The organism is Tsukamurella sp. 1534, from assembly GCF_000312385.1.
Lineage (GTDB): Bacteria > Actinomycetota > Actinomycetes > Mycobacteriales > Mycobacteriaceae > Tsukamurella.
This window is the reverse complement of the sequence record NZ_HE997626.1, coordinates 1065478-1081784: the sequence shown is the minus strand read 5'-3', so window position 1 is coordinate 1081784 and position 16307 is coordinate 1065478. Positions and strand designations below refer to the sequence as shown.

Sequence of the window (16307 nt, the reverse complement as noted above, 5' to 3'; positions counted from 1 at the left end):
GGCTCCGAGCGCACCGTCGGCCCCCGCGGCCCCGGCCACGTCGGGCGCCCCGGCGGCCCCCGCGGCGCCGTCGCCGGCGTCGGCTCCCCTGCCCGTTCCGACGGTGCCCGGCGCCCCGTCCTGACCCCCGACGGCCGGGTGGCGCCCGCGGGCCCGCCCGGCCGGTACCCTGAACGTCCGTGGCGATCGAATCCTCCAAGACCTATGACCTGATCGTGGTCGGCTCCGGCTTCTTCGGCCTGACCATCGCCGAGCGCACCGCAACCGAACTGGGCAAGCGGGTCCTGGTGATCGAGCGGCGGCCGCACATCGGCGGCAACGCCTACTCGGAACCCGAGCCCGAGACCGGCATCGAGGTGCACAAGTACGGGGCGCACCTGTTCCACACCTCGAACGAGCGGGTGTGGGAGTACGTCAACCGGTTCACCGACTTCACCGGCTACCAGCACCGCGTGTTCGCGATGCACGACGGGCAGGCCTACCAGTTCCCGCTGGGCCTGGGGCTGGTCAGCCAGTTCTTCGGCCGCTACTTCACCCCCGACGAGGCGCGCGCCCTCATCCAGGAGCAGGCCGCGGAGTTCGACTCGAAGGAGGCGAAGAACTTCGAGGAGAAGGCCATCTCGCTGATCGGCCGCCCGCTGTACGAGGCGTTCATCAAGCACTACACGGCCAAGCAGTGGGAGACCGACCCGAAGAACCTCCCGGCGGGCAACATCACCCGCCTCCCGGTGCGCTACACCTTCGACAACCGCTACTTCAACGACACCCACGAGGGGCTGCCCGTCGAGGGCTACACGAAGTGGCTCGAGAACATGGCCGCATCGGACCTCATCGACGTGGAGCTGGACACCGACTGGTTCGACGTGCGCGATCAGGTGCTCGCCGCCAGCCCGGAGGCCCCCGTCGTGTACACGGGCCCGCTGGACCGCTACTTCGACTACTCGGCGGGTCGGCTCGGCTGGCGCACCCTCGATTTCGAGACCGAGGTGCTCCCGACGGGCGACTTCCAGGGCACCCCGGTGATGAACTACAACGACGCCGACGTGAAGTACACCCGGATCCACGAGTTCCGCCACTTCCACCCCGAGCGCTCCGAGTACCCGTCGGACAAGACCGTGATCATGCGCGAGTTCGGCCGGTTCGCCAACGACGACGACGAGCCGTACTACCCGATCAACACCCCGCAGGACCGCGAGATGCTCGGCGCCTACCGTGATCTCGCGAAGGCCGAGACCGCGCAGCGGAAGGTCCTGTTCGGCGGGCGGCTCGGCACCTACCAGTACCTGGACATGCACATGGCCATCGCCAGCGCCCTGTCGATGTTCGACAACACCCTGCGCCCGCATCTCGAAACCGGTGCCGCGCTCACCGAGGAGGCGGCACAGTGAGCTCCACCACCACTCAGGCGAAAACGCTGCTGCAGCGCATCATCCTGCCGCGCCCGGGCGAGCCGCTCGACGTGCGCTCGCTGTACCTCGAGGAGGCCGAGACCAACTCGCGCCGCTCGCACGCCCCCACCCGCACCTCGCTGAACATCGCCGGCGAGTCCGAGGTGAGCTTCGCGACCTACTTCAACGCGTTCCCCGCCTCCTACTGGCGCCGCTGGACGGTGCTCAAGGACGTCGTGCTGCGGATCGAGCTCACCGGCACCGCGCGGGTGGACCTGTACCGCTCCAAGGTCGACGGTTCGCGGATCGCCCTGGGCGGCGATCTCGTGGAGCTCGACGAGAACGGCCACGGCATCGCCGAATTCGCCACGGACCTCGGCCCGTTCGAGGACGGCGGCTGGATCTGGTTCGACGTCACCGCCGACACCGACACCGAGATCCTCTCCGCCGGCTGGTACGCCACCGTCTCCGACGAGGGCCTGCCGGACAAGCGGGTCACCGTCGGCATCCCCACCTTCAACCGGCCCGACGACGCCGTCGCCGCGATCAAGGCGCTCACCAGCGACCCGCTGGTCGACGAGGTGATCGACGCCGTGCTCATGCCCGACCAGGGCAACAAGAAGGTCATCGACCACCCGGATTTCGCGACCGCGATCGCGCCGCTGGGCGACCGCTACCAGCGGTTCGAGCAGGGCAACCTCGGCGGCTCCGGCGGCTACGGCCGCATCATGTACGAGGCGCTGCGGCTCACCGACAGCCCGTACGTGCTGTACATGGACGACGACATCGCGATCGAGCCCGATTCGATCCTGCGTGCGCTGGCTTTCGCCCGGTTCGCGAAGACCCCGATGCTCGTGGGTGGGCAGATGCTCAACCTGCAGGACCGCAGCCACCTGCACTGCATGGGCGAGGTCATCGACCGGGGCGCCTTCATGTGGACCGCGGCGCCGTTCGTGGAGTACGACCACGACTTCGCCGAGTACCCGCTCTCCGACAAGGAGAACAGCAAGAACCTGCACCGCCGCATCGACGTGGACGGCAACGGCTGGTGGATGTGCCTGATCCCCCGCGTCGCCGCGGAGGAGATCGGCCTCCCGATGCCGCTGTTCATCAAGTGGGACGACTGGGACTACGGCCTGCGCGCCGCCCGCGCCGGCTACCCGACGGCGACGGTGCCCGGCGTCGCGATCTGGCACATGGCCTGGTCCGACAAGGACGACGCGATCGACTGGCAGGCCTACTTCCACCTGCGCAACCGGCTCGTGGTGGCGGCGATCCACCACGAGGGCAGCACCCGCGGCATCATGACCAGCTCCATCAAGGCGCTCATGAAGCACCTGCTGTGCCTGGAGTACTCCACCGTCGCGATCCAGATCGAGGCCATGCGCGACTTCCTGCGCGGCCCCGAGGCGCTCTACGAGCTGCTGCCCACCGCGCTGCCGAAGATCGCCGCCATGCGCAAGGAGTACCCCGACGCGGTGGTCCTGCCGTCCGCCACCGAGCTGCCCCGCACGACGGGGCAGGCGACGGCCTTCGGCACCAGGATCCCGCTGAACCCGCTGACCAAGGTGTCCACGCTGGCCAAGGCCGTGCGCAACAACCTGCGCCCGGCGGACCCGAAGAACTACGAGGTGCCGCAGGCGAACTACCCGCCGCTCGAGGCCCGCTGGTTCAGCCTGGGCCGGGTCGACGGGGTCACCGTGACCACCGCCGACGGCCGCGGCGTGGTCTACCGCCAGCGCGACCGGGAGAAGATGTTCGCCCTGATGCGCGAGAGCCTGGCCGTGCACCGCGAGGTGGACCGCCGCTTCGACGAGATGAAGCAGCGCTACCGCGCCGCGTACACCGACCTGACCAGCCGCGACGCGTGGTCGAAGATCTTCGAGCCCGCGGCACTGGAAGCGGAGCGGGCGGGGGAGGACGCGTGAGCGGATCGGACGCGCTCGACCTCACCCCCGAGGAGGCGATCCTCGTCGGCGTGCAGGCCCAGCTGGCCGAGCGGCCGGGCGTGCTGCCCACCGCCCGCGGCCTGAGCCACTTCGGTGAGCACGCGCTCGGCTGGATGGGCTTGGCCGCCCTGGGCGCGGTGCTCCGTCCCGCCCGTCGCCGGCAGTACGTGACCGCCGGGGTGGGCGCCTTCGTCGCGCACGCCGCGTCGGTCTTGATCAAGCGGATCGTGCGCCGCAAGCGCCCCGACCACCCGTACATCTCCGTGGGCGTCGGGACGCCGAGCAAGCTGAGCTTCCCGTCGTCGCACGCCACGTCGTCCACCGCCGGCGCGATCCTGCTGGGCCGCGCCTCCGGCGTGCCCGGCGGGGCGCTGCTGGCGCCCGCGGTGGTCGTGCCGCCGATGCTCACCTCCCGCATGGTGCTGGGCGTGCACTACCCGACGGACGTGGCCGCGGGCGCCGCCATCGGTGCCGCGACCGCACTGGCCGCGATCGAGGGTGAGAGACTGTGGACGCGCCGCGCGGCGCGCCAGCCGAAGCTTTCCACGAAGGGACCGAACAGCTGATGAGCGAGGAGCCGATCGAACACGGCGAACCGAAGGTGCCGTCGAACCTCGCCTCCGGACTGGTCAAGGCCATGCGGCCCCGGCAGTGGGTGAAGAACGTCCTGGTGGTCGTGGCGCCGCTGGCGGCCGGCCGCGACCAGCTGGAGTTCGTGAAGTTCGGGAACGTCGGCATCGCGTTCATCGCGTTCTGCCTGGCCGCCTCGTCGATCTACTTGATCAACGACGCGCTCGACGTGGACGCGGACCGCGCGCACCCGACCAAGCGGTACCGCCCCATCGCCGCCGGCGTGGTGCCGGTGAACGTGGCCTACGTGGTCTCGCTGATCCTCGGCGTGGGCGCGATAGCCATCTCGTTCCTCGCGAATCCCGAGCTGGCGATCGTCATCGCCGTGTACATCGTGATCCAGCTGGGCTACTGCTTCGGCCTCAAGCACCAGGCCGTGATCGACATCTGCATCGTGAGCTCCGGCTTCCTGCTGCGGGCCGTGGCCGGCGGCGTGGCCGCCGAGCTGCCCAAGGGCCTGTCGCAGTGGTTCCTGCTGGTGATGGCGTTCGGTTCGCTGTTCATGGCGGCCGGCAAGCGGTACGCCGAGCTGCAGCTCGCCGAGCGCACCGGCGCCAAGATCCGCAAGTCGCTGGAGTACTACACCACCACCTACCTGCGGTTCGTGTGGACGCTCGCCGCCACCTCGGTGGTGCTCTGCTACGGCCTGTGGGCGTTCGACACCACGAAGCACCCGAACAACATCTGGTACACGCTCTCGATGGTGCCGTTCACCGTCGCGATCCTGCGCTACGCGGTCGACGTCGACGGCGGCGAGGCGGGCGAACCCGAGGAGATCGCGCTCGGCGATCGTGTGCTGCAGGTGCTCGCGGTCATGTGGATAGGAACGGTCGTTGCCGCGGTCTACTTCGCCTGATGCCCCGGCGGTCTCCGCGACCGCCCGGAGCCCCTTCCCGCTGCCCCGAGTCACCCTGTGGCTCGGGGTAGCGGCGTGCGCGGTCCTCTTCGGCTACGGCGCCTGGCAGCGCCGCTGGATCGCCGACGACGGCCTCATCGTGCTGCGCACGGTGCGCAACCTCCTGGCCGGCAACGGCCCCGTGTTCAACGCGGGCGAGCGCGTCGAGGTGAACACCTCCGCCGCGTGGACGTACATCATCTGGTTCTTCTCCTGGCTCAGCGGCGTTCAGACGGAGTACGTGGTGCTCACCGTCGCGCTGGTGCTCTCGGTCTCCGCGATCCCGCTGGCCATGCTCGGCACCGCGCGCCTCTACAAGGGCGGCGCGGGCTGGAAGAGGCTCGGCGGCGCGGGGCTGCTGCTCCTGCCGGCCGGCGGCCTGGTCTACATGGCGCTGCCGCCCGCGCGGGACTTCGCCACGTCGGGTCTCGAGGTCTCGCTGACCATCTTCTGGATCGCGCTGCTGTGGTGGCTCGCGGTCGCCTGGGCGCAGTCGGACCGCGCGCCCCAGGACCGACGGTCCGCGGTCGCCACCTGGTCGGTCACGCTCGGGTGCGCGTTCGTCGCCGGGCTGTCCTGGCTGGTGCGGCCCGAGATGGCGCTGGTCGGTGGCCTGGTGCTGCTGGTCATGTTCGCGGCGCCGATCGGGCTGAGGATGCGCCTGGCCGTGGTCGCCGCCGCCGGCGCGCTGCCCGTCGGGTACCAGATCTTCCGGATGGGCTACTACGGCCTGCCGGTCCCGAACACGGCCGTCGCCAAGGACGCGAGCGGCTCGAAGTGGGACCAGGGCTTCGTCTACCTCACCAACCTCGTCGAGCCGTACTCGCTGTGGCTGCCGGTGCTGGCGCTGGTCATCGCGATGCCGCTGATCGTGCTGCCCACGCTGGGCGCCCGGGCACCGTCGACGGGGCGGTTCCGCCTGCCCAAGGGCGGCGTCGCGGGGCTGCGGGAGCACCTGCAGCGGCCCGCCGTCATCGTCGCCGTGATGCTGCTGGGCGGCGCCGCCGAGACCCTGTACTGGGTCCGCCAGGGCGGGGACTTCATGTCCGGCCGCGTGCTGCTGGCGCCCCTGTTCCTCCTGCTGCTGCCCGTCATGGTGATCCCGCTGCGGATCCCGTCGCGGCAGCCGGGCGATTCGGCCGTGCGCGGCGCGGCCCGGCTCGCGGGCGGCACCGCGGGCGCGGCGATCGCCGCGGTGCTGTGGGTGCTGGTGGTGGGGTGGGCGCTGCACGCCTCCACGTTCCGCGGCATGCCCGACGGGACCGCCATCGGCAAGACCGGCATCGTCGACGAGCGCGCGTTCTACTCGCTGCAGACCGGTGTGTCGCACCCGGTCACCGCCGACGACTACCTCAACTATCCGCGGATGATGTCGCTGCAGCAGATCCTGCGCGACACCCCGCGCGGCGGCGTGTACCTCCCGTCGTTCGACTACGACTGGTGGTTCATCGATCCGCTGCCGTACCCGCGCCCCGACGACGTGCCGCAGCGGCAGACCGTGTTCTTCACCAACCTCGGCATGACCGGCATGAATCTGCCGCTCGACGTGCGGGTGTGGGACCAGATCGGCCTGGCCTGGCCGATGGCCTCGCACACCTCGCGCCTGCAGGACGGCCGCATCGGGCACGACAAGGACATGTTCCCGGACTGGGCGGTGGCCGAGGCGAAGGCGTACCCGAGGCGGCCGGCGCTGCCGCCGTTCATCGATCCGGACTGGGTGAACCAGGCCCGCGCGGCGCAGGCGTGCCCGCAGATCCAGCAGCTGCAGGCGTCGTACTCGGCGCCGCTGACGTTCGATCTGTTCAAGCGGAACGTCAAGCTGTCGCTCGCGACGATGGGCCTGCGGATCGACCGGGTGCCGGAGTACACGCTGCGGATGTGCCGCCTGGACGTGCCTCCGCCGCTGACGCCCGAGCAGTCCACGATGCCGAAGAATTGACATCGCACAGGCGAGGCGTACGTCCTCTGTAATTTGAGGTCTCACAATCCGTTGGTCCTCGACGACAGGAGCGAGCGTGGCCCTGCATCTGCATCCCCGTGAGCACGACCGGGTGGCGGCCGTGCGGTCGCTGCGCATCATGGACGAGCCGCCGGTCCCGGACCTCGAACGCATCGCGGAGCTGTCGGCCGCGCTGTGCGGGGTGCCGTTCGGGTCGGTGAACGTCATCGACTACGACCGGCACTACACCGTGGCCTCGTACGGGGCGCCGCGGATCCACGCCTCCCGCGAGGACTCGCTGTGCTCGCTCGCGGTGCTCAGCGACCACGTGGTGTACGCCGTGGACGCCAAGAAGGACCCGCGGTTCGCGGGCAAGCGCTTCCTGGACCTTGCGGATCCGCCCATCCACCTGTTCGCGGCGGCGCCCATCTGCACGGCGGACCGGCTGCCGGTGGGCACGGTGCGGGTGTACGGCTCGGAGCCGAAGGAGCTCAGCGACCGGCAGCTGCGCGGCCTGGAGGACCTCGCGGACCTCGCGATGAGCGTCCTGCAGCTGCGCACCACCGCCCGCACGCTGCACAACACGGCCACCACCGACGCCGTCACCGGGCTGCTCAACCGGCACGCGCTCGAGCTCATGCTGGCCGGCCCGGAGGCCGCGTCCATCCGCGCGGTGGTCTACGCCGACCTCGACGGGTTCAAGGCCGTCAACGACAGGCTCGGGCACGCGGTGGGGGACCGGGTGCTCAACGCGGTCGCGCGCCGGATCGACGCGGTCGTGGACGCCTCCGACGTGGTGTACCGGGTGGGCGGCGACGAGTTCGTGGTCGTCGGGCGGTGCCCGTCCTCCGACCCGGCGCTACTGGGGGAGCGGCTGCGCGACTCCGTCGCCTACGCGCCGATCCCCGTGGACGGGCAGGAGATCGAGGTGCGGCTCACCGTGGGCGTGGAGAGCGTGCCGGAGGGCGGGGACCCCGTCGCCGGGATCGACCGCGCCGACGCGGCGATGTACGCGGCCAAGCCCCAGGGCTCGGCCACGTCCGCGCGCGGCTGACGCTAGAGCTCGTGCCGGTCGAGGAACCCCTCGATCGCGGCCGCGAACACCTGGTTGTCGTCGCCCGCCACCATGTGCCCGGCGCCGCTGACGTCCGCCACCTCGGCGTGCGGCACGCGCTGCAGCATCTTCGCGACGCCCTCGTCGCTGACCACGTCGGACTTGCCGCCGCGCACGATCAGCGTGGGCACGGTGACCCGGTGCGCCGCGGCGCCCAGCCGGTCCTTGTCCTGGATGCGGGCCTCGCCCCGGTCGTCGCTGCGGATGAAGGCGGGGTCCCAGTGCCAGTACCAGCGGCCGTCGGCGCGCAGCCGCACGTTCTTCTTCAGGCCCTCCAGGTTGCGGCCTCGCTTGCGGGTGGGGTTGTACGCGGCCACCGCGTCGGCGACCTCGTCGAGCGTGGCGAAGCCGTCGGCGTGCGCCGAGAGGAATTCGGTGACGCGTTCGATGCCCTTCTGCTCGGCGTCCACCACCACGTCCACGAGCACCAGCGCCGACGCGATGCCGGGGTGCTCGCCCGCGGCGCAGAGGCTGGTGATGCCGCCGAGCGAGGCTCCGATCAGCACGGGCGGCGGACCGTCGAGCGTGCCGAGGACGGCCAGGAGGTCCTCGACGAAGTCGCCCAGCGCGTAGCCGCCGTCCCCGGCCCACGCGGTGTCGCCGTGGCCGCGGGCGTCGAGTGTGAGCACCGTGTACCCGCGCTGCGCGAGCGCCGCGGCCGTGCGGTCCCAGGAGTGCCTGGTCTGCCCGCCGCCGTGCAGCAGCAGGATCGGCGCGCCCGTCGTGGGGCCGGAGCTCCACTCGTCGCCGGCGATGCGCATCCCGTTCACGTCCACCGTGAACGCCCGTGTGGCGACCATCGAAGCCCCCCGTCCCGTTTTCATATATTTTCCCCTCCCGTCCTATCACGGGCGGGACAGCGTGGGACCGCGACCACGAATCACACCCGTGTAACACTGAACCCGTACGCCTACTCGTGAAGGAGTCTCGATGCGCCACCGCGCGGGCCGAATCGGATCGCTGTTCGTCGCCGGAGCCCTGGCCGCCGGGGTCGTGACGGCACCGTCGGCCCTGGTCCCGGGCCTGAGCGCACCGTCGTACGCCGACCCGGCGCCCGCGAAGTCCCGCATCCTGGACGCCGCCTGGCAGGGCGACCACCGGGTGGACCTCACGGTGTTCTCCGCGGCGATGGGCGCGCCGGTGAAGGTGCAGCTGCTGCTGGCCCGCGACTGGCACGCGAACCCCAAGGCGAAGTTCCCCACGCTGTACCTGCTCGACGGGATGCGGGCGCGCGACGACCAGAGCGGCTGGCTGCTGGAGACCGACGTGGCCGACTTCTACCGCGACAAGAACGTCACGGTGGTGCTGCCGGTCGGCGGCCAGTCCAGCTGGTACACCGACTGGCGCCGCCCCGACAACGGCAAGAACTACCAGTGGGAGACCTTCCTCGCCAAGGAGCTCCCGCCCCTGCTCAAGCAGCAGTGGCGGACCACCGACGGCAGGGCCGCGGCCGGCGTCTCGATGGGCGGTACCGCGGCGGTGACGCTCGCGGCACGCAACAAGGGGCTGTACCGGTTCGCGGGCTCCTACTCGGGCATCCTCGCGACCAGCTCCCCGGGCACCCCGGAGTCGATCGCGCTCGCCATGCGCGATGCGGGCAACTTCAACGCCGACGCGATGTACGGCCCGCCGAACGACCCGGCGTGGGCCGAGCACGACCCGCTGAAGCTGGCCGCGCAGCTGCGCGGCACCAGCCTGTACTTCAGCTCGGGCAACGGCTCGGCGCCCACGGCGGGACAGCCCACCGACCTGTCCGCGATGGCGCTCGAGGTGCTCTCCCGCTCCTCCAACCAGGCCTTCGCGGTGGAGCTCAACAAGCAGGGCATCCCCGCCAACGCGGTGTACCGGCCGTCGGGCACGCACAGCTGGCCGTACTGGCAGTTCGAGAACGGCCAGTCCTGGCCGCAGGTGCAGGCCGCGCTCGGGGTGGGCAACCCCGCGCCGTGCACCGCCGCCGGCGCGATCGGCGAGCTGGCGCCCAAGGCGCCGGCCCTCGGGAAGTGCGTCACCGTCGAGTACCCCGTGCCGGGCGGCCGCGCGCAGGACTTCCGCGGCGGCCAGATCTTCTGGTCCACCGACAGCGGCGCCGAGGTCGTGGGCGGCGCCATCGGTGGCGCGTACCTCGGCGCGGGCGGGCCGGGCGGCGCGCTCGGCTTCCCCACGGGTGCGGAGCGGCCGCTCGCGGACAAGAAGGGCCGCTACCAGCAGTTCCAGGGCGGCACCGTGTACTGGACGCCGGAGACGGGAGCGCGCGCCGTGCGCGGCGAGATCGGCAAGAAGTACGCGGCCCTGGGCTTCGAGAAGTCCCCGGTGGGGCTGCCCGTCGGCGACGAGACCCCGGTCCGCGGCGGCGGCGCGTTCCAGCGCTTCCAGGGCGGCGTCCTGTACTGGTCGCCGAAGACGCCCGCGGTGGTCGTGCCCAAAGGCCCGATCTTCTCCGAGTGGGGGAAGCAGGGCTACGAGGGCGGCCGCCTGGGCTACCCCGTCGCCGACGCCGCCCCGGTGCCCGGCGGCCTGGAGCAGCGCTTCGAGCACGGCGCGATCGCGCTGGTCAACGGTATCGCGCAGGTGCGGTGAACGACCGTCCCAGGGTTGGGCGTAGCGGCTGCCGGTAGCCTGGCAGCGTTGTCGGCAGGTACTTCAAGGGATTGCGAGATACACAGATGGCAGGACTTCGTGGAGCCCTCGCGGCATCGGTCATGGCGGGCGGAGTGCTGCTCGGCGCGGTCGCGTGCGGCGGCAGTTCGACGGTGACGGCCCCCACCACCGCGGTCGACGGTGGCGGTGAATCGAGCTCGGGCCCCACGTCCCTGCCGGCCACCGCGCCCGATTCGTCCGAGGCACCGTCGGGCTACCCCGGCGCGAGCGCCGCGCCCCAGGCGAGCCCCAAGGACAAGGCATTCGTTGCCAAGGTGCGCGAGATGGGCATCAAGGCGCCCGACGACGTGGTGATCAACGCCGCGCAGTTCACCTGCGAGTCGGATAAGACGAACAAGAAGTCCACGAGCCTCGAGCCGATCGTCACGGGCAGCCTGAGCCCGTGGGAGCCGGACGGCAAGAAGGCGACCGCCAACGCGAAGAAGTTCATCGCGGAGGCGCGCTCCGGCTACTGCAAGGCGTAGCGGACCGTGACGCACCAGCAGCCGGGGCCGCCCGGACCCGCACCGCGCAAGCGCATCTCGCCGCTGACGATCGCCGTGGGCGTCGCCGTGATCATCGCGGTGGTCCTCGTGATCATCCTGCTGATCAGCCTGCTCAAGCCGAGCCCGGAGCCGCCCATCACGGCGCCGCCCAGCTCGTCGGCGAGCACCTCGCCGGGCGCCGAGCGGCCGAAGAGCCAGCCCGCGGACTGCCCCGACGTGCAGGTGATCTCGGTGCCGGGCACGTGGGAGTCGAAGAGCACGGACGATCCGTACAACCCCACGTTCAACCCGAACTCGTTGATGCTCAAGATCTCCGCGCCGCTGCAGAAGGCGTTCCCGGACTCCCGCGCGGACGTCTGGACCACGCCGTACGTGGCGCAGCTGTCGAACCCCGTCGCGATCCCGCCGGACGGGCAGGCGTCGTACGAGAAGTCGCGCACCGAGGCCTACGACAAGTCGATCGCGAAGATCACGAAGGTCTACGAGAAGTGCAAGCTCACCGGCTTCGTGCTCATGGGCTTCTCGCAGGGCGCGGTCGTCGCGGGCGACATCGCGGGCGAGATCGCCGCGGGCAAGGGCCCGATCCCCGCCGAGAACGTGCTCGGCGTGGGCCTCATCTCGGACCCGCGGCGGGAGCCGGGCGACGCCCCCACCGCCGGCCCGAACCCGCCCGGCGTGGGTGTGGAGAAGGCGTACGGCGGCTTCGCCTTCGGCAGCCTGGCGCTGCGCGGCGGCCGGCCGGGCGGCTTCGGGGTACTCAAGGACCGCACCGTGTCGCTGTGCGGCATGCGGGACCCGATCTGCAACCAGCCCAAGGACATCTTCCAGACGGGCGAGCTGGCGAAGACGCTGCCCGAGCTGCAGAAGGTGCTCACGGGCAACTCGCACGCCCTGTACGCCACCACCACCGACTGGGCGGCGAACGGGCAGACGGCCACGCAGTGGATGCTCGGCTGGGCGCGCGGCGTGATCGACAAGGCGCCTAAGCCTCCCCACAGCTAGCGGTGGTATCCAGGACCGATGGCAGCGAACGGTAGGCGCGCACTCAATGCGCTGGGGATCGCGGTGGTGATCGCCGCGATCATCGCGATCGTCGTGGTGATCACGCTGATCATCTCGATCCTCCGCAGGCCGGGGCCCGAGGCCCCGCGCCCGCCCGAGGCGACGGAGCAGGACCCGAGCTGCCCGGACGTGCAGGTGATCTCGGTGCCGGGCACCTGGGAATCGGCGGCGAACGACGATCCGCGGAACCCGCGGTTCAACCCGCGGTCGCTGATGCTGCAGGTGTCGGGCCCGCTGGACAAGCGGTACTCCGCGTCGCGCGCCGACGTGTGGACGATCCCGTACGTCGCCCAGTTCCACAATCCGGTGGCCGTGCCGCCGGACGGGCAGGTGACGTACCAGGCGTCGCGGCAGCAGGGCACCGACCGCGCGGTCGCCAAGATCACCGAGGTCCGCAACAAGTGCCCGCTCACGGGATTCGTGCTGATGGGCTTCTCGCAGGGCGCCACCATCATGGGCAACATCACGGCGCAGATCGGGGCCGGGACGGGCCCGATCCCGAACGACAGGTTGATCGGCACCGGCCTCATCTCGGACAGCCGCCGCGTGCAGGGGGAGGGCCGCGCGATCGGCCCCGATCCCGCGGGCGAGGGCGTCGAGGTGACGTTCGCCGGTTTCAGCGCGTTCGGCGTGGACCTGGAGGGCAAGCGCAAGGGCGGCTTCGGCGACGCCGACTCCAAGGTCGTGACCATCTGCGGCACCAACGACCCCATCTGCAACCAGCCCCGGGGCGGCCTCCTGGGCCTCGCCACCGGGCTGCCGCAGGTGGTCTCGACGGTGACCCAGAACTCGCACGCGCTGTACGGCACCACCAGGGACTGGTCGCTCGACGGGAAGACGGCGCCGCAGTGGATGGCGGGCTGGGCCGCGGGACTCGTCGACAAGGCGCCCAAGACCAAGTGACGCGGGCCGGGCGATCCGCGACCGGACCGGTTCACTCCTGTGACGCGGTGTGGTCCGGGCGGTGCGGAACGGCCGCTAGGCTGTGCGCAACGCCAACAGCCATGTCAACGTCGACAAGGGAGAGCCCCACGTGACCACTGAGCCCCGCAAGTTCCGTTTCGCAGCGGGTGGTGCAGGCAACGCCGACGAGGGCGGCGCGCGCAAGTTCGTCAAGCTCGCCCAGGAGGCCGAGGAGCTGGGCTTCGACACCTTCGCCATCCCGGACCGGCTGGATCCGCAGGTGGGCCCGCTGGCCGCGCTGGGCGCCCTGGCCGTGAGCACGGACAAGATCCGGCTGGCCACGTCGATGCTGGCGATGCCGTTCCGGCACCCCGCGGTGCTGGCCAAGGAGCTCACCACGATCGACGTGCTGTCCAAGGGGCGGCTGGAGATCGGCCTGGGCCTGGGCGCGTTCAAGGAGGACTTCGACCAGTCGGGCATCCAGTTCGAATCGCCCGCCCGCCGCATCCAGCGCCTGGACGAGGGCCTGACGGTGCTCGACGGCCTGCTCCGCGGTCAGGAGGTCGAGTACGCGGGCGAGATCTTCCAGGTCTCGGCGCTCAAGGGCTATCCCCGTCCGCGGCAGGGCCCGCGCCCGCCGATCGCCATCGGCGCCGGCAGCCGGCGCACGCTGGAGCTGGCCGCGCGCCGCGCCGACGTGGTCTCCATCAACCCGCGCAGCTCGGCCGAGGGCAAGCTCAAGATCTCGGACATGTCGATGGACGCGGTGAAGAAGAAGGTCGAGTTCGTCAAGGCCACCGCGGGCGAGCGGTTCGCGGAGATCGAGTTGTCCTGGTCGATCGCCACCATCGTGGTGACCGACGATCGGGAGCAGGTGGCGGACTACGCCCTCAAGGCGATCGAGCGGGGCCTGTCCGCGCAGATCGAGGTCGACAAGGAGGTCACCATGGACGACGTCCTGAACTCGCCGTACCTGGCGATCGGGACCTTCGACGAGATCGCCGATCAGGTGCGCGCGACGCGGGCCGCGACCGGGATGTCGTACGTGGGCGTGGTGCCCACGCAGATGGAGGCCTTCGCCCCCGTGATCGAGCAGTTGAAGGGCGAATGACCCCGCAGGCGCCGCCTCACATCCCGGCTCACGGTTTTCGTCCGCAACGACGGTGCGCGGTACGATAGCTGGGTTTGCGGATTTTTGCGGCGTGTCCACCGGTCAAACGGGTGAAACACGTTGCCGGAATCAAGCACTATGAGGTGGCGCACAGGCCCGCAACGGGGCGTGGCCGTCACGCGATGTACCACTGTATGGCCGGTGCCCACCGAAGGCCCGGCGCGAGGAGCGATGGATGAACAACGAGTTTGACCAGTTTCTGGACGAGGACGGCAACATCTTCTTCCGCCCGGGAACGACCCTGGTCGACTTCGTGGAGCGCAACGCAGCAGAGCGCGCCGACACCCTGGCGTACCGCTTCATCGACTACAGCCGCGAGCGCGACGGCGAGGTGCACGAGCTGACCTGGGCGCAGTTCGGCGCCCGGCTGCGCGCGATCGGCGCGCGCCTGCAGCACATCACCAAGCGCGAGGACCGCGTCGCCATCCTGGCCCCGCAGGGCCTGGACTACGTGACCGCCTTCTTCGGTGCGCTCTACGCCGGCAACATCGCCGTGCCGCTGTTCAGCCCCGACGAGCCGGGCCACACGGACCGCCTGCGGATCGTCCTGGACGACTGCAAGCCCACCGCGATCCTCACCTCCTCGGGGTCCGCGGAGGCCTGCCGCAACTTCTTCCGCCACCTCCCGGCCAAGGAGCGGCCGCGCATCATCGCCGTCGACGCCATCCCGGACTCGGTGGGCTCGACGCTCAAGCCGTTCCCGATCTACCGCGACACCATCGCGTACCTGCAGTACACCTCGGGTTCCACGCGCAACCCGGCCGGCGTGCAGATCACCTACGAGGCGGTGGGCACCAACGTCATCCAGATGATCCACGCGCTGGACCTCAACGAGAACTCCCGCGGCGTCACCTGGCTGCCGATGTTCCACGACATGGGCCTGCTCACGGTGATCCTGCCCGCGCTGGGCGGCAAGTTCATCACGATCATGAGCCCGTCGGCGTTCGTGCGCCGCCCCGGCCGCTGGATCAACGAGCTGGCCGCCGTCGAGGACGGCGCGGAGACCTTCGCCGCCGCCCCGAACTTCGCCTACGAGCACGCCGCCGCCCGCGGCCTGCCCAAGGAGGGCGAGACGCTCGACCTGTCGAACGTCAAGGGCCTGATCAACGGCTCGGAGCCGGTCACCGTCTCCTCGATGCAGAAGTTCAACGAGGCGTTCGCCCCGTACGGCCTGTCGCCGAAGGCGATCAAGCCCTGCTTCGGCATGGCCGAGGCCACCCTGTTCGTCAGCTCCACCCCGGTGGAGAACGAGGCCCGCGTGGTCTACGTCGACCGGGACCAGCTGGGCGCCGGCACGTTCGTGCCCACCGACGAGAACGCCGACGGTGCCGTCCCGCAGGTCTCGTGCGGCGACGTGGCGCTGAGCCAGTGGGCCTGCATCGTCGACCCGGAGACCGGCAAGGAGGTCCCGGACGACTCGGTCGGCGAGATCTGGCTGCACGGCATGAACATCGGCTCGGGCTACTGGGAGCGCGACGAGGAGTCCCGCGAGACCTTCCAGAACTACCTGACCCCCCTCTCCGAGGGCAGCCACTCCCAGGGCGTGAAGAACCTGGAGAAGGCCAAGTGGATGCGCACCGGCGACTTCGGCGTCTACCACGGCGGCGAGCTGTACATCACGGGCCGCGTGAAGGACCTGGTCATCGTCGACGGCCGCAACCACTACCCGCAGGACATCGAGTTCACTGCGCAGGAGTCCAACAAGTACGTGCGCGTGGGCTACCTCGCCGCGTTCTCGGTCCCCGCGAACGAGCTCCCGCAGGCGGTCTTCGAGAACGCCCACTCGGGCCTCACCTACGACCGGAACGACCAGTCCGAGCAGCTGGTGATCGTCGCCGAGCTCGCCGCGGGCGGCCACAAGCAGGACCAGCAGGCGATCGCGGACGACATCCGCTCGGCCGTCGGCGCCGCGCACGGCGTCCTGGCCCGCGACATCCTCCTCGTCCCGAGCGGCTCGCTGCCGCGCACCAGCTCGGGCAAGATCGCGCGCCGCGCCGGCCGCGCCGCCTACATCGACGGCACGCTGCGCGGCGGCTACACGCAGCAGGCGTTCCCGGACGCCGAGGCGAACAACGTCCAGTAGCGCCTGACCAGGGCGTTCGACCACAACTGA

Annotated in this window: 13 protein-coding genes; 12 read left to right on the top strand and 1 reads right to left on the bottom strand. The window is 70.7% G+C overall.

Annotated elements, in window-relative coordinates:
* Positions 1–179 precede the first annotated feature (179 nt).
* From glf to BN39_RS05305, 6 genes are all read left to right on the top strand, one after another.
* Complete coding sequence (gene glf / locus BN39_RS05330) at positions 180–1388, top strand: UDP-galactopyranose mutase (protein ID WP_019201328.1); 1209 nt, start codon at positions 180–182, stop codon at positions 1386–1388.
* On the top strand, positions 1385–3316 hold the full coding sequence (locus BN39_RS05325) for a glycosyltransferase (protein WP_019201327.1): 1932 nt from the start codon (positions 1385–1387) through the stop codon (positions 3314–3316). Before glf ends, BN39_RS05325 begins: the two co-directional genes overlap by 4 nt.
* Positions 3313–3903, top strand: a complete 591-nt coding sequence (locus BN39_RS05320) for a phosphatase PAP2 family protein (RefSeq protein WP_019201326.1) — start codon at positions 3313–3315, stop codon at positions 3901–3903. The genes BN39_RS05325 and BN39_RS05320 overlap by 4 nt, the downstream gene beginning before the upstream one ends.
* A complete protein-coding gene (locus BN39_RS05315) occupies positions 3903–4823 on the top strand; it encodes a decaprenyl-phosphate phosphoribosyltransferase (protein WP_019201325.1) in 921 nt (306 codons plus the stop codon). The genes BN39_RS05320 and BN39_RS05315 overlap by 1 nt, the downstream gene beginning before the upstream one ends.
* On the top strand, positions 4801–6801 hold the full coding sequence (zomB, locus tag BN39_RS05310) for a flagellar motor control protein ZomB (RefSeq protein ID WP_019201324.1): 2001 nt from the start codon (positions 4801–4803) through the stop codon (positions 6799–6801). Before BN39_RS05315 ends, zomB begins: the two co-directional genes overlap by 23 nt.
* Before the next feature lie 76 nt (positions 6802–6877).
* The gene (locus BN39_RS05305; RefSeq protein WP_019201323.1) at positions 6878–7855 is read left to right on the top strand and encodes a sensor domain-containing diguanylate cyclase; all 978 of its coding nucleotides are present in this window, start codon (positions 6878–6880) and stop codon (positions 7853–7855) included.
* 2 nt (positions 7856–7857) lie between these two features.
* Here BN39_RS05305 and BN39_RS05300 read toward each other — a convergent pair whose 3' ends face one another.
* A complete protein-coding gene (locus BN39_RS05300; RefSeq protein WP_019201322.1) occupies positions 7858–8715 on the bottom strand; it encodes an alpha/beta fold hydrolase in 858 nt (285 codons plus the stop codon).
* A 130-nt stretch (positions 8716–8845) separates the two neighbouring features.
* Here BN39_RS05300 and BN39_RS05295 point away from each other — a divergent pair, with 130 nt between their 5' ends.
* The 6 genes from BN39_RS05295 to fadD32 all read left to right on the top strand — a co-directional run bounded on the left by BN39_RS05295 (position 8846) and on the right by fadD32 (position 16277).
* The gene (locus tag BN39_RS05295; RefSeq protein WP_019201321.1) at positions 8846–10492 is read left to right on the top strand and encodes an alpha/beta hydrolase-fold protein; all 1647 of its coding nucleotides are present in this window, start codon (positions 8846–8848) and stop codon (positions 10490–10492) included.
* A gap of 86 nt (positions 10493–10578) precedes the next feature.
* The gene (locus BN39_RS05290; RefSeq protein WP_148281420.1) at positions 10579–11037 is read left to right on the top strand and encodes a DUF732 domain-containing protein; all 459 of its coding nucleotides are present in this window, start codon (positions 10579–10581) and stop codon (positions 11035–11037) included.
* Between the two features lie 6 nt (positions 11038–11043).
* On the top strand, positions 11044–12060 hold the full coding sequence (locus tag BN39_RS05285; protein ID WP_019201319.1) for a cutinase family protein: 1017 nt from the start codon (positions 11044–11046) through the stop codon (positions 12058–12060).
* A gap of 18 nt (positions 12061–12078) precedes the next feature.
* The gene (locus BN39_RS05280; RefSeq protein ID WP_019201318.1) at positions 12079–13023 is read left to right on the top strand and encodes a cutinase family protein; all 945 of its coding nucleotides are present in this window, start codon (positions 12079–12081) and stop codon (positions 13021–13023) included.
* Between the two features lie 130 nt (positions 13024–13153).
* Complete coding sequence (locus BN39_RS05275) at positions 13154–14134, top strand: TIGR03621 family F420-dependent LLM class oxidoreductase (protein WP_040766639.1); 981 nt, start codon at positions 13154–13156, stop codon at positions 14132–14134.
* 235 nt (positions 14135–14369) lie between these two features.
* Positions 14370–16277: a long-chain-fatty-acid--AMP ligase FadD32 gene (fadD32, locus tag BN39_RS05270; RefSeq protein ID WP_019201316.1), complete on the top strand. Its 1908-nt coding sequence runs from the start codon at positions 14370–14372 to the stop codon at positions 16275–16277.
* The last annotated feature ends 30 nt before the right edge of the window (positions 16278–16307 follow it).